Here is a 21558-nt window from a genome sequence, read left to right on the forward strand (position 1 = left end):
GACGGTGTCCTTCCGGTCAGCAGGGGCTGGCTAATCCGCGGGGCGCGGGAAGAGGTGCACATGGCTGCGGACGTTGGCCGATCCCTCGGTGCCCTCCGGGACCTGGCCCCGGTAGCCCTCGATGAGTTCGTGGATCTTCCCGATCAGCTCCTCGGCGAGATCGGGGGTGAGGCGCACCTGGAAGTCGCTGATGTCCCAGCCGTCGCGCCATTCCTCGGGCCATTCGCGCATGGTGCCGATCCAGGTGCTCAGCTCCTGGGAGTGCGCGGTGGCGATCTCGTGGAGCACGACGTCGACCGCGCCGCGCACCTCGGGGTCCGGGTGGCTCAGGAACCGGCCGCTGTCGAAGACGGTGCCCCGGTGCGCGGCACGCCACCAGCGCTCGCGGCCCTTGCCGCGCTCCGGGTCGTCCTCGACGAAGCCGTACGCCGCCAGTTGCCGAAGGTGGTAGCTGGTGGCGCCGCTGGACTCGCCGAGCCGGTCGGCGAGACCGGAGGCGGTGGCGGGGCCGTACTCCCGCAGGGCGGCCAGCAGGCGCAGCCGCAGGGGGTGGGCCAGCCCGCGCAGGGTGCGGGCATCGACCTTGTGGATGTTCTCGGCTTCGGCGGGGGTCTCGGCGCCGTCCTCTGGTGCGGGCATGGGTAAACCGTAGAGTTGCAAAGCTCTCTTTGCAACAGGTTCTTTGCATCGGTTTCTTTGCAACATGCCTTTGCGAGTGGGCTCCCCGGCTCAGCCCTGCTTGATGAACCCCTCCTGGATCAGCCACTCCTTCGCCACCTGGTGCGGGTCCTGCCCGTCCACGTCCACCTTGGCGTTGAGCACCTGGGCTACCTCGGTGGTCAGTTTCTTGCTGACCGGGTCGAGCAGCCCGGCGATCTGCGGGTACTTCTCGAAGGTCTTGGTGTGGATCACCGGGGCCGCGTTGTAGTTGGGGAAGAAGTGCTTGTTGTCGACGAGCACTTCGAGGTTCATCGCCTTGATCCGGCCGTCCGTGGTGAACACTTCGCCCAGCAGGCAGGAGTCGGACTTGGAGACCTGGGTGTAGATGATCCCGGCGTCCATCTTCTTGATGTTGGCGGCCGGCAGCGACATCCCGTACGCCTTCTCCATGCCCGGCAGCCCGTCGTCGCGCGAGGCGAACTCGTTCTCCACGCAGATCGTCACCGCCGACGGGTCCGTCTTCGCCAGCGCCGCGACGTCGGAGAGCGTCTTCAGGTGGTACTTCGCGTTGTTCTGCCGGCTGATGGCGAGCGCGTAGGTGTTGTTGAGCGTGGACGGCGTCAGCCAGGTCACCCCGGTGCGGCGGTCCTCGTCCCGGACCGCCTCCCACTGCTTCACCGGGTCGGGGACCGGCTTCGCATGGCCGAGGTACGTGATCCAGCCGGTGCCCGTGTACTCGTACATCGCGTCCGCGTCGCCCTTGACGATCGCCTCGCGCGCACTGATCGAGCCGGGCAGGTTCGTCCGGTCCAGGACCTCCGCTCCGGCGGCCTTGAAGACCAGGCCGATCATCTGGCCCAGGATGATGTTCTCGCTGAAGTTCTTCGAGGTGACGGTCAGCGAGGCACCGTTCAGCGGCTGCCCCTGGCCGACCGAGCCCGGCTCCACCGCGTCCACCATCGGCGAACCGCTCTTCAGTCCGCACCCGGAGAGCAGCAGCGCCAGCGCCACCGCCCCCGCCAGGCCCACACGCACCTTCCGCGGACCCATCACCCCACCTCCAGTCCGCGCGGCGTCAGCGCCACCTCGACCAGTGAGGCCAGCCAGTCGACCAGCAGCGCCAGCACCACCGTCAACACGGAACCGAGCACCAGCACCGGCATCCGCTGGGTCTGGATGCCCGAGGTGATCAGGTCCCCGAGGCCGCCGCCGCCGACGAAGGTGGCCAGCGTCGCCGTACCCACGTTGAGCACCAGCGCCGTACGCACACCCGCCAGGATCAGCGGGACGGCGAGCGGCAGTTCGACCTTGGTGAGTGTCCCCGTCGCCGACATGCCGATGCCGCGCGAGGCCTCGATCAGGTTCGGCTCGATCGCCCTGAGGCCGGCCACCGTGTTGGAGAAGACCGGCAGCACCGCGTAGATCACCATGCCGATGATCGCCGTCGAAGGACCGATGCCCAGCCAGATCACCAGCAGTGCCAGCAGACCGATCGCCGGTGTCGCCTGCCCGATGTTGGCGACCGCCGTGACCACCGGGGCGCCCTTGCGCAGCCGGCGACGGGTCAGCGCGATCCCCAGCGGAATGGCGATGATCAGCACCCAGAACGTCGAGATCGCGGTCAGCCGCACATGCTGCCACCAGCGCAGCTGCACATTGCCGCCGGTCAGCGAGTTCCGCGCGATCGAGTCGAGATGGACATTGGTGATCCACAGGTACGTGATGGCCAGTACGACCAACAGCGCGAGTGGCATCAGCACCAGCTTGCGCCAGGTGAACCGGCGCGGCGGACCGGCCGGCGGCGGAGCCGGCTCCTCCTCCTCGTCCCGGAAGGCATGGCCCTTGACGTCGTGCTCGCCGGGCGGGCGGTCCTTGTCGGCGGAGGGCACGGGCGGCTCGGGGCGCGGCCGGCGGGGTTCGTGGTTCAGCGGTGGATTGCGAGTCATGCGCCCGGACCGCCCTCCAGCTCCGTCTCGGTCTGGTGGCTGCGCAACTCCTCCAGGTCGTGCTGGTGCTCGATGGCGGCGAGCCGGTCGGCCTCCAGCAGCTCATGGACGGAGTTCATCAGGGTCTGCATGTCGACGACCCCGATGAACTCGCCGCGCCGCCCGGTCACCGCGACCCGCCCACCGCTGTCGGTCAGCACCGCCTCCAGCGCGTCGTGCAGCGTCCCGTCACGCGTCACCGTGTCGTGGACCAGCTGCCCGGCCCGCGCCAGCGAACCCCGGGCCCGCATCAGGTCACCGCGCCGCAGCCACTTGTACGGGCGGTTCCTGCGGTCCAGCATCAACAGCTCGTTGTGCGGGCCGCTGCGCAGCTTGTTGAAGATCGACTGGAGCGGGTCGTCGACCGTCACCGTCGGGAACGCGGCCATCTCCACATCCCGCACGCGGGTGAGGTTGAGCCGCTTCAGCGCCGCACCGGCCCCTACGAAGCCCGAGACGAAGTCGTCCGTCGGATTGGTGAGGATGGCCTCCGGGGTGTCGAACTGCGCGATGTGCGAACGCTCCCGCAGCACCGCGATCCGGTCGCCCAGCTTGATCGCCTCGTCGAAGTCGTGGGTGACGAAGACGATCGTCTTGTGCAGTTCGTGCTGGAGCCGGATCAGCTCGTCCTGGAGGTGGTCGCGGGTGATCGGGTCGACCGCGCCGAACGGCTCGTCCATCAACAGAACCGGCGGATCGGCCGCCAACGCCCGTGCCACGCCCACCCGTTGCTGCTGACCGCCGGAGAGCGCGCGGGGATAGCGCCCGTGGAACTCCCGCGGATCCAGCCCCACCAGATCGAGCATCTCCTCGACCCGGTCCTTCACCTTCGACTTCGACCAGCCGACCATCTTCGGTACGAGGGCGATGTTCTCGGCGACCGTCATGTGCGGGAAGAGCCCGGACGACTGGATCGCGTAGCCGATCTTGCGGCGCAGCTTCACCGGGTCGATGTCGGTGACGTCCTCGTCGTTGATTTTGATCCGCCCGGACGACGGCTCGATCAGCCGGTTGATCATCTTCAGGGTGGTGGACTTCCCGCAGCCGGACGGGCCGACGAAGATCACCGTCTCGCCGGCCTTGATCTCCATCGAGACGCTGTCCACCGCCGGGTTCGGATTGCCCGGATAGCGCTTGGTCAGGTCCTCCAGCTGGATGGTGGCCCCGGACGTGGTCCTCTCCGGCCCCGCGCTGCCGTCGGCGGAGCTCCCGGTGGCGGTCTCAGACACGGATCCCCCTCGGGATGGTGAGCCGCCCGAGCAGTACGTACGCGGCGTCGAAGAGCAGGGCGAGGATGACGATGCCGAGCGTGCCCGCGAGCACCTGATTGAGCGCGTTGGCGCTGCCCAGCGAGGCGATGCCGCGGAAGATCTCGTTGCCCAGGCCGGGGCCCGAGGCGTACGCGGCGATGGCGGCGATGCCCATCAGCATCTGGGTGGAGACCCGGATGCCGGTGAGGATCGGCGGCCAGGCGAGCGGCAGTTCCACCCGGCACAGCCGGGCCAGCCGCGACATCCCGATGCCCTTCGCCGCGTCGACCAGGGCCGGATCGACGCCGCGCAGCCCCACGATGGAGTTGCGGACGACGGGCAGCAGCCCGTACAGCGTCAGGGTGATCACGGTGGGCGCGACCCCGAGGCCGACGAGCGGGATGAGCAGACCGATCGCGGCGAGCGAGGGGATGGTGAGGATCGTCGCCGTCGAGGTGATGGCCAGTGACCCCGCCCAGCCACTGCGGTAGGTGACGACCCCGATCAGGATGCCCAGCGCGGTGGCGATGACCATGCACTGGAACACGGCACTGACGTGCTGGTACGCGTCGGTGAGCAGCTGTTGGTGCCGGTTGCCCAGGTACTCCCAGAAGCTCACACGTCACTCCTCGGCTCAGTCGGTGTCCTTCGCGGCCTGCTCGACGAGCGGGATGATCCGCAGCGGGACCGGGTTCTCCATGACGATGGCCGTGGAGGCCCGGACAATGCCATCAAAACCGACAACCCGGTCGATCACCCGCTGAAGATCGGCGTTGGAACGCGCGACGAGACGGCAGAGCATGTCGCCGTGACCGGTGGTGGTGTGCAGTTCCAGCACCTCCGGTACGCCGGCCAAGTGGGCCCGTACGTCCGCTCCTTGGCCCTGCTTGATCTCCAGAGTGGCGAACGCGGTGACGGGGTAGCCGAGCGCCGCCGGATCGACCGCCGGACCGAATCCGCGGATGACGCCATTCGACTGAAGCCGGTCGAGTCGCGCCTGCACCGTCCCGCGCGCCACACCGAGCCTGCGCGACGCCTCCAGTACGCCGATGCGGGGCTCGCGGGCCAGCAGCACGATCAGCCGCCCGTCCAGATGATCGATCGCCATGGTCAGCTCCGCAAGGTCGACGTGATGGTCATCATGTACAGATAGCCTGCCCATCATCCCCATCCGCTGTACAGATTGCCCAGCAGATTCGCAAACTATTGCGCACCTTGCGAAGCGGAGAGAGCCTTCGGACATGACTGAGACTCTGCACACCACCCCCGAAACAGCCCGGCAGGCCGACCCCTTCCCGGTCAAGGGAATGGACGCGGTCGTCTTCGCCGTCGGTAACGCCAAGCAGGCCGCGCACTACTACTCGACGGCGTTCGGCATGAAGCTGGTCGCCTACTCCGGACCGGAGAACGGCAGCCGCGAGACGGCGAGTTACGTACTGACCAACGGATCGGCCCGTTTCGTCTTCACCTCCGTCATCAAAGCCGCCACCGACCACGGCCGCTTCCTCGCCGCCCATGTGGCCGAGCACGGCGACGGTGTAGTCGACCTGGCCATCGAGGTCCCGGACGCCCGCGCCGCCTACGCGTACGCGGTCGAGCACGGCGCCCTCGGCCTCACCGAGCCGCACGAGGTCAAGGACGAGAACGGCACCGTCGTCCTCGCCGCGATCGCCACGTACGGCAAGACCCGCCACACCCTTGTCGAGCGCACCGGCTACGAGGGCCCGTACCTGCCCGGCTACGTCGCCGCCGCGCCGATCGTCGAGCCGCCCGCCAAGCGCACCTTCCAGGCCGTCGACCACTGCGTAGGCAACGTGGAGCTCGGCCGGATGAACGAGTGGGTCGGCTTCTACAACAAGGTCATGGGCTTCACCAACATGAAGGAGTTCGTGGGCGACGACATCGCCACCGAGTACTCCGCGCTCATGTCGAAGGTCGTCGCCGACGGCACCCTCAAGGTCAAGTTCCCGATCAACGAACCGGCGATCGCCAAGAAGAAGTCCCAGATCGACGAGTACCTGGAGTTCTACGGCGGCGCCGGCGTCCAGCACATCGCGCTCGCCACGAACGACATCGTCGCCTCGGTACGGGCGATGCGGGCGGCGGGCGTCCAGTTCCTGGACACCCCCGACTCCTACTACGACACCCTCGGCGAGTGGGCGGGCGAGACCCGCGTGCCGGTGGAGACCCTGCGCGAGCTGAAGATCCTCGTCGACCGCGACGAGGACGGCTACCTGCTCCAGATCTTCACCAAGCCGGTCCAGGACCGCCCGACCGTCTTCTTCGAGATGATCGAACGCCATGGCTCGATGGGCTTCGGCAAGGGCAACTTCAAGGCCCTGTTCGAGGCGATCGAGCGCGAGCAGGAGAAGCGCGGCAACCTCTGACCGCCCGCCCGGCGGGCGCGGAACCGCCCGCCGGCCGGACCGGTGCGTCGGCCCGCCCGAGGGCGCATTCGCATGCCGGCGGCCGGGGAGGTACCCCATCGTGCGAACGTGACACCTCACGCCCCAGGTGTCACGTTCGCCCTTCCTGCCAGGTCATGGTCCTGGCGAGAGTGATCCTCAGTGGCCGGCCGCGGGCTGCTGCTGTGGTCCGGAACCGGGTTGTTACGCGGCCGATTCTGCTGGGGAACGACCGGGGCCGGGGCCGGGGCGGGCTGCGGGTGCTGCGGGCCGCCCGGCGAGGAAGGGGCCAGATCGTCCAGGGCCTCCTGGGCGGCGGGTCCGGCCAGGGGTGAGAACCGGGGGTTGGTGCGCAGCGCCTCCTCCAGATTCCGGCGCGCCGGACCGTAATCCCGCAACGCCTTCTGGATCACGCCCAGGTGGTACGCGTACGAGGCGTTCCGCCCACCCGTGTCGACCGCGTGGGCCGCGTACTCCAGGGCGGCGGACGGGTGGCCGGAGCGATGCAGGGCCCAGCCCAGCGCGTCCGCCACCGCGGCGCTGCGGTGCGAGCGCGCCCACTCGGCTTCCAGCAGCTCGACCGCCGCGTCCGGGTCCCCGTGATCGGCCTCGAAACGGCCGCGCAGCAGCGCCTCGTCCACGCCCTGGGCCTCGTCCCGGGCGAGCGCCTCGCGCAGCCGCGCGTACTGGTCACCGGCCTCCTCGTCCAGCCCCAGCGACTCGTACAACTCGCCCAGCTCCAGCATGTATTCGGGCCGGGGGAGATGCGCCAGCGCCGCCCGGTAGTCGCGCCGGGCCTCGTCCGTGCGGTCGAGCGCCACCAGTGCCCTGGCCCGGCCCGCGAGCGACGGGTGGTGGGCGCGGTCGGTCCGCAGCGCCGCGCCGTACTGCGCGACCGCCTCCGCCGGCTCGCCCCGCTCCCAGGCCAGTTCGCCCAGCAGGGCCAGGCACTCCGCCTTCTGCGCGGGCGTGGCCGCCCGGTCCGCCGCGGCCTGCGCGTCGGCCAGCGCGTCCTCGGGCCGGCCGCGGCCCAGGTGCATCCGTGCCGTCCGCATGAGCGCCGGAACCCCCGCGCGCAACGCCGTGAACCGCTCCACCGCCGTGCTCACGCCCTTGCGGTCCCCGAGACCGCTGTACGCGTCGATCAGCGCCGGATACACGGCCCACTGCTTCGGCTGCCGTGCCCGCACCGTCTCGCCCCACTTCTTCGCCGTGACGAAGTCGTGCCGGGCACCGGCGAGCTCCGCGAGCCCCACCCAGGCCGCCGTGTTCCCGTTCTCACCCGGCCGGATGTCCAGCGAGCGCTTCAGCGCCTGCTCGGCCCGTCCGTAGTACGCCGCGTCCGCGGAACGCCGCCCCCACTCCACGTAGGCCGTCCCCAGCATCGCCCAGGACCCCGCGTCCGACGGATGCGTGCCCACCCACTGCTGCCGGTCCCCGATCAGCGCCGTCAGATCGGAGAGCGAGGCCGGCGAACCGGCTGCCGTCGCCGCCAGTGCACGCGAGACCGAACCGGGTACGGGCGGCTGCGACGCCTTCTTCCCGTCCTCCGGAACGGCCACCACCGCACCCGTCACCAGCACCGCACCCGCCACCACACCCAGGGCCGCCCTGCGCAGCGTCGCACGCAGCGAGAGCGGCGGGGGCTCGGCCAGCGACGCCGGATCGGCGAGCGCGGAGAGCGCGGAGGCGCCGGAGAAATCGGAGACGTCAAGGGGAGGTCGGCTGCTCGGATCGGGGGCCTGCGGAGGCTGCTGCGGCATGACATCCATGCCGATCACTCTGCGTCAGTAATAAGAGCACACCGCGCCTTGCGAAGGCCGTCGCAGACGGGTTCACACCAATGGGCCCGGGTGCCACTCTTGGATCATGGACGGTCTTCTCGAACAACTGCGTGCCGGTCTGCCCGCCGAGGCGCTGATCACGGATCCCGACGTCACCGCCTCGTACGCCCACGACATGGCGAGCTTCTGCGAGGCGGGCACACCCGCGGTCGTCGTGCTCCCGCGCACGGTCGAGCAGGTCCAGCACGTCATGCGCACCGCCACCGCCCTGCGCGTCCCGGTCGTCCCGCAGGGGGCCCGCACCGGGCTGTCGGGTGCGGCCAACGCCTCCGACGGCTGCATCGTGCTGTCCCTGGTGAAGATGGACCGGATCCTGGAGATCAGCCCCGTCGACCGGATCGCCGTCGTCGAGCCCGGCGTCATCAACGCGGTGCTGTCCCGTGCGGTCGACGAACACGGTCTGTACTACCCGCCGGACCCCTCCAGCTGGGAGATGTGCACCATCGGCGGCAACATCGGCACCGCGTCCGGCGGCCTGTGCTGCGTGAAGTACGGGGTCACCGCCGAATACGTACTCGGCCTGGAGGTCGTCCTCGCCGACGGGCGGCTGCTCACCACCGGCCGCCGCACCGCGAAGGGCGTCGCCGGATACGACCTCACCCGGCTCTTCGTCGGCTCGGAGGGCAGCCTCGGCATCGTCGTCAAGGCCGTGCTCGCGCTGAAGCCCCGGCCGCCGCAGCAGCTGGTCCTGGCCGCGGAGTTCCCGAGCGCGGCGAGCGCCTGCGACGCGATCTGCCGGATCATGGAGCGAGGTCACACTCCGTCACTCCTCGAACTGATGGACCGTACTACGGTCCGGGCCGTCAACAAGATGGCCAACATGGGCCTCCCCGACACCACCGAGGCGCTCCTGCTCGCCGCCTTCGACACCCCGGACCCGTCGGCCGATCTGGCCGCCGTCGCCGAGCTGTGCACCGCCGCGGGCGCCACCGAGGTGGTCCCCGCCGAGGACGCCGCCGAGTCCGAGATGCTGCTCCAGGCCCGGCGGATGTCGCTCACCGCGCTGGAGACCGTCAAGTCGGCCACGATGATCGACGACGTCTGCGTACCCCGCTCGAAGCTCGCCGCCATGCTGGAGGGCACCGCGGCCGTCGCCGACAAGTACGGCCTCACCATCGGCGTCTGTGTGCACGCGGGCGACGGCAACACCCACCCCGTCGTCTGCTTCGACCACACCGACGCCGACGAGTCCCGGCGGGCCCGCGAATCGTTCGACGAGATCATGGCGCTCGGCCTGGAGCTGGGCGGCACGATCACCGGCGAACACGGCGTCGGCCTCCTGAAGAAGGAGTGGCTCGCGCGCGAGCTCGGCGAGGTGAGCGTCGAACTGCACCAGGGCATCAAGCAGGCGTTCGACCCGCTGGGGCTCCTCAACCCCGGCAAGGTGTTCTGACGGCGGGCGCGAAGGGGGCCGGTGCTGCGACGGGGGCCGGTGTTTCGGCGACGGTCGATGCTCCGGCGGCCGGTGCTCCGACGTTCGGGCGGAGCCGTGCCCGCTCACGCCTCGCCGTCCTGCGACTCGTCCGACGGCCACGGGTCGCACAGCCACAGGTCGTCGGCCGGCAGCGGCGCGAGCAGCTCGGCGAGGCCCTCGTCGATCCCGAGCCGCTCGGACTCCGTACCGGGCGGGACCACTCGCAGCGTCCGCTCCACCCAGGCGGCCACCGCGGCGGACGGCACCTCCAGGAGCGCGTTCCCGTCGGGCGAGGTCAGCGCGACGAAGATGACGTTGCGCTGGTCGACCTTGGTCGGCCAGATCCGGACGTCCCCGTGACCGCACGGCCGGAACACGCCCTCGACCAGCAGATCGCGGGCGAACGTCCAGTGCACCGGGAAGTCGGAGCCGATGTGGAAGGCCACGTGCACGGCGTACGGGTCCTGAGTGCGGTACGTCAGACGGGCGGGGACGGGGATGCTGCGCTCGGGCGACAGGACCAGCTTGAGTTCCAGCTCGCGTTCCACGGTGGTGTGCATGAGTGCGTCCTTCCGGTGCCTGTGGACCGGCCTCCTGACCGGTCCGCACAAGGAGAGAGCGACCTCCACGCCATCTATTACGCGACTTCCGAGAAAAATTTCCGAGCGACGGGAAAGTGGCCCAAACCCCTGGAGTGGCCCAGGCGTACGCGGGCGTCTGGTAGATGTGGACCCGTTGTATTCAGGCCTCGAAGAGATACGGGACCACGGTGATGAGCGCCCCAACCCCGGCACCCGGTGACGAAAGCCCCCGCGAGGGGTACTACCCCGACCCGTCCATTCCCGGATATGTCCGGTACTGGAACGGCGCTTCGTGGGTGCCAGGCACGAGCCGCCCCGCCCCTGAGCAGGGTGAGTCGACGCCTGCGAGCCCCTCCGGAGCAGTGCCCTCCGCACCGGCGCCCGAGCCGCAGCCGCAGTCCCGGCCGCAGCCGTCGGCCCCCGCGCCGGTGGACGAGACCGGCCCGGTCTTCCTGGACGACGAGCCGAACGCGGGCAACCGCTCCGAACCGGCCACCGCCTGGCAGGCCGACGCCTCCCGGCAGGCCGGCTTCGGCGGGGAACTCGACCGGCGGGTCTCCTGGGGCGGCGGCACCGGGCAAACCGGCGAGCAGGGCGGACAACCCGGCGGACAGGGCGGGCAGGGCGATCCGCGTACGTCTGCGGACAGCGCCCCGGCCGGCCGGGTGCCGGACGATCGCGCCCCGGCGGTCCGTACCCCCGCCGACCGTGCCCCCGCCCCCGCACCGGACCCGCGGCAGCCCGCCTCTTCTTCTCCTTCTCCCGCTGCGCCTGCGCCTGCGCCGGAGAACACCGTCGCGATCCGGATCGGCCGACAGGGCCGCCCCGGCGGCGGCACGGATGCCGGTGCGGGCGACTCGGGTCGCCCGCCCGCCGATGGGACGGTCACGATCCGGGCCGTGGGCCAGGGCGGCAGTCCGCCGGCCCGTCGGACGACCGAACCGGCGGCATCGGAAGGGACGATGGCGATCCGCGCGATCGCCCCCGGCACGGGCGCACAGCCCTCCGCCCCTGCGCAGAACCCCGCCCAGGCGCCGGGCGCCCCCTGGGCGCAGCAGGCCAATCAGCCCGCTCAGGCGGCCCTGCCGGCCCAGCAGTCCCAACCCCAACTCCAGCCCCAGCCCCGGCAGCTCCAGTCTCAGCAGCCCCGGCCCCAGCTCCAGCAGCCACCGCTCCAGCCCCAGCCCCAGCAGCCCCGCCCGCAGTTCGGCGCGCAGGGTGCTCAGGGTTCTCAGCCGGATCAGCCCGTCGTGCCCTGGAAGCCCCCGGTCGACGACCCCTTCCAGCAGCTCGCGCAGGCCCAGGCGGCGGCCAGGCCCGCCGGGCTCGGCAAGCGGTTCGCCGCCCGGCTGATCGACAGCGTCGTGCTGATGGGGCTCGTCGGTGCGATCGGCTTCCCGCTGGTCTCGAAGGCGCTGGACCACATCGACGAGAAGATCGATGCGGCGAAGCTGTCCGGTGAGACGGTCACCGTCTGGCTGGTGGACTCCACCACGGCCGGCCTGTTCGGCGTGGTGCTCGGCGCGTTCCTCGTGCTCGGTGTCCTGCTGGAGGCGCTGCCGATGGCCAAGTGGGGACGTACGCTCGGCAAGAAGCTCTGTGGACTCGAAGTGCGGGACATCGAGTCCCACGGCGCTCCGTCCTTCGGCGCCGCACTGCGCAGGTGGCTGGTCTACGGCGTGCTGGGCATCCTCGTGATCGGGGTGTTCAACGTGCTGTGGTGCCTGATCGACCGCCCGTGGCGCCAGTGCTGGCACGACAAGGCGGCGCACACCTTCGTGGCGGGCTGACCGCACCCGCTCGGCCGACGGCCCATCGGGCGAGGGACCGTCGGCCCGGCCGTTCCCCCGAACGCACCTGGAGCCTGTCGGGTGACCTCTGATCGGGCGGTCGAAGGTCACCCGACAGGCTCTGAGCCGTTGCGGGCCCCTCCGGGCCGGGGTGCACTGCCCCCATGAGCAACGATCAGCCGACGTCCGGTGAGCCGCCCGAGGACGACCCGTTCCTCAAGAAGCCGCATGAGCCGCCACCGTCGTCGGGTTCGCCGTACGACAGCGCTCCGCCGCCCCCGCCGCCGCCCCCGCCCCCGCCGCCGTACGATCCGGGCCCCTACGGCGGCGGAGGGCCGTACGGCGGCCCGGATCCACTGGCCGGCATGCCGCCGCTCGGGGAGCCGGGCAAGCGCATCCTGGCCCGGCTGATCGACTTCCTGATCATCTCGATCCCGCTCTATCTGATCTCGCTGCCGTGGGGCGGCGCGGTCGAGGTGTCGAACAACAACGGCAGCAGCAACGACTTCGGCGACGTCTTCAACCAGACGTACAGCGGGCACCAGATGATCTGGTCGCTGATCGGTCTGGTCGTGTACGTCGCCTACGACACGTACTTCACGCACAAGGACGGCCGGACCATCGGCAAGCGGCTGCTGAAGCTGCGCGTCGCGATGCTCAACGACGGCCGGGTGCCGGACACCGGGGCCGCGTTCCTGCGGGCCGTGGTGCTCTGGCTGCCCGCGCTGCTGTGCTGCCCGTGCCTGTGGTGGCTGATCAACATCGTGCTCATGTTCACGGACAAGCCGTACCGGCAGGGCCTGCAGGACAAGGCGGCGAAGACGGTGGTCGTCCAGACCAACTGAGCCGGGCCGATCGAGCCGAACCGACCGGGCCGGCCGCGACCGACCCGGTCCGGACGAGTCCTAGCGGCGTACGGACTGCCGGCCCACGCGCTCGTCCGCGGGGGTCGCGGGTCGCGGTGCGGCCTCGCGGGGCGCGACCATGCCCTGGGCGCCGTCGCGGGCGAGGCCCTCGGCCTCGACGGCTGCGGAGACCGCGTCCTGGTTCACGCGGACCGCGGAGCGGGCACCGGCCCGGTTCGCGGTTTTCGCGCGTGACGGCTGGGGTACGGTCACGGCCACCAGCAGACCGAGCGCGAGCGCCGCGGTCCCGATGACGGCGATGCCGAGGCCCGACTCCGTACGGGAGAGCAGCAGCATCGCAAGGGTCGAGAAGATGACGGTGACCGAACCGTAGGAGAGCTGTGCGGCAGTGGGATGCGGCATGGCGGTATCCGTCCTCGGGGCATCGGATGGGCAGTCTCTCAACACGGTCGCACTGTCAAGCGACTCTACGACGGTGGATGCCCGAGCGGGGACATCGGTAAGCGTGGCCTAACCCACGGTGCCGGTGCACAGGGGGCGCACGGAGTCATATGCCGCTCCAACCGTGGTCGATGACGCGCCGGTTGGTCGTTTGCTGAACGTCCGGATAACGGAAGCGTTCTCCTGCATAGTGCACTTGGCCTGTTCAAGTCAAGGTCTGTCTTTTCTCGCGTAACTCCGGTCGAATGTCGTCACTTGTGACGCGTATTCGCGCGCGGCCCCTCCATACCACTCAAGGCCGCAGCCGCGGGTGCCGGGGAGGACTGCATCAAGTGACCACAAACAGACGGGCGCTTCGCGCTGCTGCGGTTGTCGTGGCCATGGCCGCCACTGCCGCCACGGCGTCAGCTTTCGCCACGGCCCAGGCAGATGACAAGGCGCCGGGAGCCAAGAGCACCAGCGTCGACCGCCGTGACCCGGGGTCGGCCAAGGGCAATGAGCACGACCTGAAGGGCCCGTTCAGCGAGCAGCAGGACGCGCAGCGTCAGGCCGCCCTCGAGCAGGTCATATCGGGCGACAAGAAGATCTCGAAGCGGGGCGGCTCCCAGGTCGTCAAGCTCGACGACAAGAAGTACGTCGAGCTCGGCCGGGAGAAGACCGACAAGATCTTCACGATCCTGGTGGAGTTCGGCGACAAGGTCGACAACACCACCATGTTCGACCCGGACGGCGACGGCCCGAAGCCGGCCGTCCCGAAGTACGGGGGCACGCCCGGCCCGCTGCACAACAAGATAGCCAAGCCGGACCCCAAGAAGGACAACAGCACCGCCTGGCAGGCCGATTACAACCAGGCGCACTTCCAGGACCTCTACTTCGGTGAGGGCGCCGGCAAGGACTCGCTGAAGACGTACTACGAGAAGACGTCCTCCGGGCGCTACTCGGTCGACGGCGAGGTCTCCGACTGGGTCAAGGTGCCGTACAACGAGGCCCGTTATGGCTCGAACTACTGCGGCTCGACCAACTGCGCCAACGCCTGGGACATGATCCGGGACGGCGTGAACGCCTGGGCCGCCGATCAGAAGGCCCAGGGCCGTACGCCCGAGCAGATCAAGACGGACCTCGCCAAGTACGACCAGTGGGACCGTTACGACTACGACGGCGACGGCAACTTCAACGAGCCCGACGGCTACATCGACCACTTCCAGATCGTCCACGCCGGTGAGGACGAGTCCGCGGGTGGCGGCGCCGAGGGCAAGAACGCCATCTGGGCCCACCGCTGGTACGCCTACGGCACGGACGCCGGCGCGACCGGCCCGGGCGAGAACAAGGCGGGCGGCACCCAGATCGGTGACACCGGCATCTGGGTCGGCGACTACACCGCGCAGCCCGAGAACGGCGGCCTGGGTGTCTTCGCCCACGAGTACGGCCACGACCTGGGCCTGCCGGACCTCTACGACACCACCAACACCGCCGAGAACTCGGTCGGTTTCTGGTCCCTGATGTCGGCCGGTTCCTGGCTCGGCACCGGCAAGGACTCGATCGGTGACCTGCCCGGCGACATGACCGCCTGGGACAAGCTCCAGCTGGGCTGGCTCGACTACGCCGAGGCCAAGGCCGCGACGAAGTCCACCCACAAGCTCGGTGTCTCGGAGTACAACACCAAGAACAAGCAGGCGCTCGTCGTCACGCTGCCCGAGAAGCCCGTCACCACCGACGTCACCAAGCCGGCGGAGGGCTCCAAGCAGTGGTGGAGCGACATGGGCGACGACCTGAACAACACCCTGACCCGCTCGGTCGACCTCACCGGCAAGTCCAAGGCCTCCCTGGACCTTTCGGGCTGGTGGGACATCGAGAAGGACTACGACTACCTCTACACCGAGGTGTCGGACAACGGCGGCACCAGCTGGACCGCGATCGACGGCACGGCCGACGGCAAGGCGATCCCGCGCGACGCCAGTGACAAGCCGGCCCTGACCGACGTCTCCGGCAAGTACCAGCAGCTCTCCTTCCCGCTGGACGCCTACGCGGGCAAGAAGATCGACGTCCGCTTCCGTTACGCCACCGACGGCGGCGCGGGCGGCATCGGCTTCGCGGCCGACACCATCTCGGTGACCGCCGACGGTGCCGTGCTCTTCTCGGACAACGCCGAGGGCGACGACAACGGCTGGACCGCCAAGGGCTTCTCCCGCGTCGGCGAGTCGTTCACCAAGGACTACCCGCAGTACTACATCGCGGAGAACCGTCAGTACGTCAGCTACGACAAGACTCTCGCGGTCGGCCCGTACAACTTCGGCTTCTCCAAGACCCGTCCGGACTGGGTCGAGCACTACCCGTACCAGAACGGTCTGATGGTCTGGCTCTGGGACAAGTCCCAGAAGGACAACAACGTGTCGCAGCACCCCGGCAAGGGCCTGATCCTGCCGGTCGACGCGCACGCCAAGCCCCTGAAGTGGGCCGACGGCACGGTCATCCGCAACAAGATCCAGCCGTTCGACGCGCCCTTCAGCTGGTACGCGACCGACGCCTTCACGCTGCACAACGCGGACGTACCGGTCCGGGTGAAGTCGCAGCGCGGCGTCCCGGCCTTCGACGACCACAAGGGCACGTACTGGTACGAGGAGAACCCGACCGGAAGCGTTCAGGTCCCTGACACGAACACCCGGATCTCGATCGTCAAGGAGCCGCGCAGCGGCCAGACGATCACCGTCAAGGTCGGTCCTTCGAACAAGTAGTTCCGCATAACCGCAGGTCAGAGCATGATCGGCCGTCGCCCTCTAGCGGGCGGCGGCCGATCGTGTTTAGGTGCGTCTTGTTCAGATACTTATTGACACGACGTCTCACGGGGGAGCGCGGAGCATGGCAGGCGGAGGATTCTGCAAGTTGCCGAACGGAAGCGTGGTGGTGGCGATCACCCTGCCCAGTCCGGCCGACGGAGCCGGTTCGGGAACCCCGGTCCGGGTCCTGGTGCACGCGCCCAACCGGGCCCGCGCCCTGACCCGGCTGCGCAACGCCGGCCTGCGCGCGGTCTACCTCCGCGGCAACGCGGAGCCGCCCAGTCCCGACGAGATCACCGCCGTGCTGCACCATCCCGACGGGGTGCTCTGGCGCGCGAGGCCGGAGCAGGCACAGGAGCTCTGGCATCCGATCCGGGCCCTGCTCCGCCCGGCCGTACCCGTCCGCCGGCCGGCCTGAGCGGCGCGCGGGCCGGACCAGGGTCGCTGGCCGAGGGCCGCGGCGCGTCTCCGTGGCGGCGCCCTACACCACCGGCTTGCCGGACAGCTTCACGCCCGCCCTGCGGAGCTCTTCCAGCGCCCGCTCCGTGGTCGTCTCGGCGACTCCGGCGGTCAGGTCGAGCAGCACATGCGTGGTGAAGCCCGCCCGGACCGCGTCCAGCGCCGTCGCCCGCACACAGTGGTCGGTCGCGATGCCGACCACGTCGACCTCGGTGATCCGGTGCTCCCGCAGCCAGTCGGCCAGCCCCACGCCGTTCTCGTCGAGGCCCTCGAAGCCGCTGTACGCCGCCGCGTAGTCGCCCTTGTCGAACACCGCGTCGATCGCTCCCGAGGCGACCGCCGGTGCGAAATTGGGGTGGAAGCCGACGCCCTCCGTGCCGGCCACGCAGTGCGGGGGCCAGGAGTCCTCGAAGTCCGGGCGGTCGGAGAAGTGGCTGCCCGGGTCGATGTGGTGGTCACGGGTGGCCACCACATGGTCGTACCCGGCCTGGGCCTCGCCGATCAGGTCGGTGACGGCGGCGGCGACCTCGGCGCCGCCCGTCACGGCGAGGCTGCCGCCCTCGCAGAAGTCGTTCTGGACATCGACGACGATCAACGCGCGGTGCATGACGGGTGTCCTTCGGTGGGGGACGGTCGGCGTTCGTGGGGGTGGGGGCGGGTTCTGGCCTTATGGGGCGTATTCGAGCCTAGAGACTCCGGCCCCGGATAGGGAGGGGACGGAACGGAGCCCTTGCGGCGTCCGTGGCCGCGGGGGTGACCGGTGCGCGCCGGTCACCGCACCGCACGGCTCCCCGTCATACGTACTCGGCGGGGCTCACCGGCCTTTCCGTCATACGTACGGGGCAAGACTCACCGGCTCTCCCCGGTCACATGTACTCGGTGGGAATCACCGGCTCTCCGCGCGACAGCTGCACCGCCGACATCGGCAGCCCCGCCCGTGCTGCTATGTGCCGCTCGCGCGCCGCGTCCAGCGGCTCGCGGGCGATCACCTGGCCGTCCCTGACCAGCTCGACCAGCAGCTGCCGGTCGGCCAGCTCCGGCGGTACGGCGCCCGTGCCGATCACCTCGGCCTCGGCGATCCCGTGCGCGTCCAGCCGGCGCGCGGCCCACTTGCGACCGCCCACCGACGACTTCGCGCCGAGCGACTTCTTGGCCACCGGGCGCAGCGGCTCCGCGGGGTCGGCGGACCCGGCACGGGCGACGAGCTTGTAGACCATCGAGCAGGTGGGCTGCCCGCTGCCGGTCACCAGCTGCGTGCCCACCCCGTACGCGTCGACCGGCGCCGCGGCCAGCGAGGCGATGGCGTACTCGTCCAGGTCCGAGGTCACCACGATCTTCGTCTTCGTGGCGCCCAGCTCGTCCAGCTGCTGCCGCACCCGGTGCGCGACCAGCAGCAGGTCCCCGGAGTCGATCCGTACCGCGCCCAGCTCGGTTCCGGCGGTCTCGACCGCCGTGCGGACCGCCTCGGCGACGTCGTACGTGTCGACCAGCAGCGTCGTGCCCCGGCCCAGCGAGTCGACCTGGGCCCGGAACGCGTCGCGCTCGGTGTCGTGGAGCAGCGTGAAGGCGTGGGCGCTCGTCCCGACGGTCGGGATGTTGTAGCGGAAGCCCGCGGCCAGGTCGGACGTGGTGTTGAAGCCGCCGATGTACGCGGCGCGCGCCGAGGCCACCGCCGAGAGTTCATGGGTGCGTCGTGCACCCATCTCGATCAGGCCACGCCCGCCGGCCGCGGCGGACATCCGCGACGCCGCGGCGGCGATCGCCGAGTCGTGGTTGAGGATCGACAGGATCACCGTCTCCAGCAGCACACACTCGGCGAAGGAGCCCTCGACCCGCAGGATCGGGGAGCCGGGGAAGTACACCTCGCCCTCCGGGTAGCCCCAGATGTCGCCGCTGAAGCGGTAATCGGCCAGCCAGTCGAGCGTCGGCGCGTCCACGACGTGCTGTTCGCGCAGGAAGGTGAGCATCTCGTCGTCGAAGGAGAAGTTCTCCACCGCGTCCAGCACCCGTCCGATGCCCGCGACGACGCCGTAGCGCCGCCCCTCGGGCAGCCGGCGCGTGAACGCCTCGAAGACCGAGCGCCGATCGGCCGTGCCGGCTTTCAGCGCGGCCTGCACCATCGTGAGCTCGTACTGGTCGGTGAAGAGCGCGGTCGACGGCACACCGACCCGACGCCCAAGGTCCGCAGAGTTCATGTTCCGGATGCTACCCCTATTTCGTCAGAGTGACGAGATCTCGGGTCGTTTGTGCGATGCACCCTCCCGAGTGGCAGCATGGGGTGGGTGAGCGTCGCACCCACAGAGATCGAGCGTCCCGAATCGGCCGAGGAGAGCGTTGTCGTCCCCGAGCCGGACGTCCCCTGGGTGACGCTGGTCCACAACGACCCGGTCAATCTCATGAGCTACGTGACCTATGTCTTCCAGGCCTACTTCGGCTACCCCAAGGACAAGGCGCACAAGCTGATGCTGGACGTCCACCAGAAGGGGCGCGCGGTCGTCTCCAGCGGCAGCCGCGAGGAGATGGAGCGCGACGTCCAGGCCATGCACGGCTACGGACTGTGGGCCACCCTCACCCAGGACCGCAACTAGACCGGCCCCCTCCGCCACTCCCGATCCCTCCCTGCCCCGCCCGACCCACCATCGGAGAAAACCCATGGCCGGCCACTTCGAGGCCACCCCCGGCGGCGGCGCGGCCGTCGCGCTCGACGAGGTGGAGATCGCGATCCTGCGCTCCCTCGCCGTCCAGCTGCTGGAACTGATCGGTCCCGGCGACGAGCCCGAAGAGGGCGCGGACCCGCTCGCCGCCCTCTTCGCGGAAGGGCCCAGCGAACCGCCCACCGATCCCGCCCTGGCCCGCCTCTTCCCCGAGGCGTACGGCGACGAGGACAGCGAACTGCGCGCCGCCTCCGCCGAGTTCCGCCGCTTCACCGAGAACGACCTGCGCGCCCGCAAGCGCACCGACGCCCTCGCCGTCGTGCGCACCCTGGACGCGCTCACGATCGCCGGGAACGGCGGCGCCGTGCTCGAACTCACCGGCAACGAATGCCGCAACTGGCTCGGCGCCCTCAACGACCTCCGGCTCACCATCGGCACCCGCCTGGAGGTCTCCGACCAGGACGAGGGCGAGGCCGACTCGCTCTACCGGCTCCCGGACAGCGATCCGCGCAAACCGATGGTCATGGCCTATCTCTGGCTCGGCGGGCTCCAGGAGACGCTCGTGGAGACGCTGATGCCGTAAGGGCCGTCCGTGGCCGGTGGTGGGGCGGCGTGCTCCGGACGGACGTCGAGTGTTCGCTCAACGGACGCTCAAATCCGAATAACGATCCCGTCACCTGAATGGCCTTTTTGCTGCGGCAGGAAACCCTTGTCCGCTTTTTACTGTGGTGTGCACCACATAACGTCCGGTGGCTCGCCCGGGTGCCCGTGATAAATCTTCACGACCACTCGGGGGACGCCACACCTGTTTCCCGAGGACGCCACGAGCCGGCCACCACCGGCGGCACTCCATCCATATCCGGGGGGATCAGGACCCGATGCGCGGCCCCGACGGCGCGGATCGGCGTGGAGAAAGGCGCAGCACATGACATCGGCACAGGTCGACAATGGGCAGGGCGGCCGGCGGGCCGTGGAAGTCGCGGATGCCGCCCCGGTGGGCGAGGGATACCAGCGGGCCCTCGGCGCCCGTCAGATCCAGATGATCGCCATCGGCGGAGCCATCGGCACCGGGCTCTTCCTCGGTGCGGGAAAGGCGATATCCAAGGCCGGACCCAGTCTGGTCCTGGCCTATGCCATCGCGGGCCTGGTGATCTTCTTCATCATGCGGGCCCTGGGCGAACTCCTCATGTACCGGCCGGTCTCGGGCTCCTTCTCCGAGTACGCCCGCGAATTCATCGGCCCCTTCGCAGGATTCGTCACCGGCTGGACCTACTGGCTGTTCTGGGTCGTCACCGGAATCACCGAAGTCACCGCAGCGGCCCAGTACATGACGTTCTGGTTCGAAATTCCGCAATGGATCTCCGCACTGATCTTCACGGTCATCCTGTACGGAGTGAACCTGATCTCCGTGAAACTCTTCGGTGAACTCGAATTCTGGTTCTCGATGGTCAAGGTCACCGCCATCGTCGGCATGATCCTCATCTGCGCCGGAATCCTCACCCTCGGCTTCTCCGACGCCGGGGACACCGCCTCCGTCACCCACCTCTGGTCCGACGGCGGATTCTTCCCGCACGGCATCACGGGCACCCTGATGACCCTGCAGATCGTGATGTTCGCCTTCCTCGCCGTCGAACTCGTCGGCGTCACCGCGGGCGAGTCCAAGGACCCGAAGACCGTCCTGCCCAAGGCCATCAACACCGTGCCGTGGCGCATCGCCGTCTTCTACGTCGGCGCACTCATCATGATCCTCTCCGTGGTCCCGTGGACCGAGTTCCAGCCCGACGTCTCACCGTTCGTCGCCGCCTTCAAGAAGATGGGCCTCGGCCTCGGTGCCGGAATCGTCAACTTCGTCGTGCTGACCGCGGCACTCTCCTCCTGCAACTCCGGCATGTACTCCACCGGCCGCATGCTGCGCGACCTCGCCCTCAACGGACAGGGCCCGAAGTTCTTCACCCGGCTCACCAGGAGCGGCACCCCGCTCGTCGGCACCACCTTCTCCGCCGCCCTGATGCTCGTCGGCGTCTGGATCAACTACCAGTGGCCCGGTGACGCCTTCACCTACGTCGTCTCGTTCGCCACCATCTCCGGCATGTGGGCCTGGATCATGATCCTGATCAGCCAGATCCGCTACCGGCGCCTCGCCAACCTCGGAGTGCTCCCGCAGTCCACCTTCCGGGCCCCCGGCGCCCCGTTCACCAGCCTCTTCGCACTTGCCTTCATCGCCATGGTCATCGTGATGATGGGCATCGACAAGGACACCAGGATCTCGCTGTACTGCGCCCCGCTCTGGGCCGCGCTCCTCGCCATCTCGTACGTGGTCCTCAAGGCCCGCAACCCCGAGAACAAGGCCTTCGCGAAGAACTGAGCCGCCGACCTGCGGCTTCAGCGGCCACGTCCACGATGTGGGCCCCGTCGTACCACGCCTCGGTACGACG

At 69.5% G+C, this 21558-nt stretch carries 20 protein-coding genes; 9 read left to right on the plus strand and 11 right to left on the minus strand.

All coding sequences use genetic code 11. The features are described 5' to 3' along the window. Positions 1-30: 30 nt before the first annotated feature. From OG842_RS24485 to OG842_RS24510, 6 genes are all read right to left on the minus strand, one after another. On the minus strand, positions 31-639 hold the full coding sequence (locus tag OG842_RS24485) for a winged helix-turn-helix domain-containing protein (RefSeq protein WP_266732594.1): 609 nt from the start codon (positions 637-639) through the stop codon (positions 31-33). Between the two features lie 90 nt (positions 640-729). After that, on the minus strand, positions 730-1710 hold the full coding sequence (locus tag OG842_RS24490; RefSeq protein ID WP_328512470.1) for a glycine betaine ABC transporter substrate-binding protein: 981 nt from the start codon (positions 1708-1710) through the stop codon (positions 730-732). After that, positions 1710-2606, minus strand: coding sequence for an ABC transporter permease (locus OG842_RS24495; RefSeq protein WP_266732597.1), 897 nt, complete (start codon positions 2604-2606; stop codon positions 1710-1712). Before OG842_RS24495 ends, OG842_RS24490 begins: the two co-directional genes overlap by 1 nt. Then, a complete protein-coding gene (locus OG842_RS24500) occupies positions 2603-3874 on the minus strand; it encodes an ABC transporter ATP-binding protein (protein ID WP_266732599.1) in 1272 nt (423 codons plus the stop codon). The genes OG842_RS24495 and OG842_RS24500 overlap by 4 nt, the downstream gene beginning before the upstream one ends. Next, complete coding sequence (locus OG842_RS24505; RefSeq protein WP_266732600.1) at positions 3867-4514, minus strand: ABC transporter permease; 648 nt, start codon at positions 4512-4514, stop codon at positions 3867-3869. Before OG842_RS24505 ends, OG842_RS24500 begins: the two co-directional genes overlap by 8 nt. A gap of 15 nt (positions 4515-4529) precedes the next feature. Further along, positions 4530-5003: an Lrp/AsnC family transcriptional regulator gene (locus tag OG842_RS24510; protein ID WP_266732602.1), complete on the minus strand. Its 474-nt coding sequence runs from the start codon at positions 5001-5003 to the stop codon at positions 4530-4532. A gap of 133 nt (positions 5004-5136) precedes the next feature. On the opposite strand from OG842_RS24510, the gene hppD reads away from it, so the two are divergent. Beyond that, complete coding sequence (gene hppD, locus OG842_RS24515) at positions 5137-6282, plus strand: 4-hydroxyphenylpyruvate dioxygenase (protein WP_266732603.1); 1146 nt, start codon at positions 5137-5139, stop codon at positions 6280-6282. A gap of 116 nt (positions 6283-6398) precedes the next feature. Here the strand turns inward: hppD and OG842_RS24520 are convergent, their stop codons facing one another. Then, entirely contained in the window at positions 6399-8072 is a 1674-nt protein-coding gene (locus tag OG842_RS24520; RefSeq protein WP_328512471.1) for a tetratricopeptide repeat protein, read from the minus strand. Positions 8073-8169: 97 nt separating this feature from the next. On the opposite strand from OG842_RS24520, the gene OG842_RS24525 reads away from it, so the two are divergent. Continuing rightward, positions 8170-9537 carry an FAD-binding oxidoreductase gene (locus OG842_RS24525; RefSeq protein ID WP_266732606.1) on the plus strand — a complete coding sequence of 456 codons (1368 nt, stop codon included), beginning with the start codon at positions 8170-8172 and terminating at the stop codon, positions 9535-9537. 104 nt (positions 9538-9641) lie between these two features. Here OG842_RS24525 and OG842_RS24530 read toward each other — a convergent pair whose 3' ends face one another. Then, complete coding sequence (locus OG842_RS24530; RefSeq protein ID WP_266732608.1) at positions 9642-10118, minus strand: SsgA family sporulation/cell division regulator; 477 nt, start codon at positions 10116-10118, stop codon at positions 9642-9644. Positions 10119-10330: 212 nt separating this feature from the next. Here OG842_RS24530 and OG842_RS24535 point away from each other — a divergent pair, with 212 nt between their 5' ends. Together OG842_RS24535 and OG842_RS24540 are read left to right on the plus strand one after the other, a co-directional pair. Continuing rightward, positions 10331-11929: an RDD family protein gene (locus OG842_RS24535; RefSeq protein WP_266732610.1), complete on the plus strand. Its 1599-nt coding sequence runs from the start codon at positions 10331-10333 to the stop codon at positions 11927-11929. A 164-nt stretch (positions 11930-12093) separates the two neighbouring features. Then, complete coding sequence (locus OG842_RS24540; RefSeq protein ID WP_266732612.1) at positions 12094-12774, plus strand: RDD family protein; 681 nt, start codon at positions 12094-12096, stop codon at positions 12772-12774. A 60-nt stretch (positions 12775-12834) separates the two neighbouring features. Here OG842_RS24540 and OG842_RS24545 read toward each other — a convergent pair whose 3' ends face one another. After that, on the minus strand, positions 12835-13197 hold the full coding sequence (locus tag OG842_RS24545) for a hypothetical protein (protein ID WP_266732613.1): 363 nt from the start codon (positions 13195-13197) through the stop codon (positions 12835-12837). 371 nt (positions 13198-13568) lie between these two features. Between OG842_RS24545 and OG842_RS24550 the strand changes: the two genes are divergently transcribed. Together OG842_RS24550 and OG842_RS24555 are read left to right on the plus strand one after the other, a co-directional pair. After that, the gene (locus OG842_RS24550) at positions 13569-15968 is read left to right on the plus strand and encodes an immune inhibitor A domain-containing protein (protein ID WP_266732615.1); all 2400 of its coding nucleotides are present in this window, start codon (positions 13569-13571) and stop codon (positions 15966-15968) included. Between the two features lie 124 nt (positions 15969-16092). Continuing rightward, positions 16093-16428, plus strand: coding sequence for a hypothetical protein (locus tag OG842_RS24555; RefSeq protein ID WP_266732616.1), 336 nt, complete (start codon positions 16093-16095; stop codon positions 16426-16428). A gap of 63 nt (positions 16429-16491) precedes the next feature. Here the strand turns inward: OG842_RS24555 and OG842_RS24560 are convergent, their stop codons facing one another. Then, entirely contained in the window at positions 16492-17076 is a 585-nt protein-coding gene (locus tag OG842_RS24560) for a nicotinamidase (protein ID WP_266732618.1), read from the minus strand. Between the two features lie 259 nt (positions 17077-17335). After that, on the minus strand, positions 17336-18664 hold the full coding sequence (locus OG842_RS24565; protein WP_266732619.1) for a nicotinate phosphoribosyltransferase: 1329 nt from the start codon (positions 18662-18664) through the stop codon (positions 17336-17338). A 78-nt stretch (positions 18665-18742) separates the two neighbouring features. On the opposite strand from OG842_RS24565, the gene clpS reads away from it, so the two are divergent. The 3 genes from clpS (at position 18743) to OG842_RS24580 (ending at position 21488) form a co-directional block, all read left to right on the plus strand. Next, positions 18743-19057, plus strand: a complete 315-nt coding sequence (gene clpS, locus OG842_RS24570) for an ATP-dependent Clp protease adapter ClpS (protein ID WP_266732620.1) — start codon at positions 18743-18745, stop codon at positions 19055-19057. Between the two features lie 64 nt (positions 19058-19121). Beyond that, positions 19122-19706, plus strand: a complete 585-nt coding sequence (locus tag OG842_RS24575; RefSeq protein ID WP_328512472.1) for a DUF2017 domain-containing protein — start codon at positions 19122-19124, stop codon at positions 19704-19706. A gap of 342 nt (positions 19707-20048) precedes the next feature. Further along, on the plus strand, positions 20049-21488 hold the full coding sequence (locus OG842_RS24580; protein ID WP_266732624.1) for an amino acid permease: 1440 nt from the start codon (positions 20049-20051) through the stop codon (positions 21486-21488). Positions 21489-21558 lie beyond the last annotated feature (70 nt).

It is taken from the genome of Streptomyces sp. NBC_00376 (assembly GCF_036077095.1).
Lineage (GTDB): Bacteria > Actinomycetota > Actinomycetes > Streptomycetales > Streptomycetaceae > Streptomyces.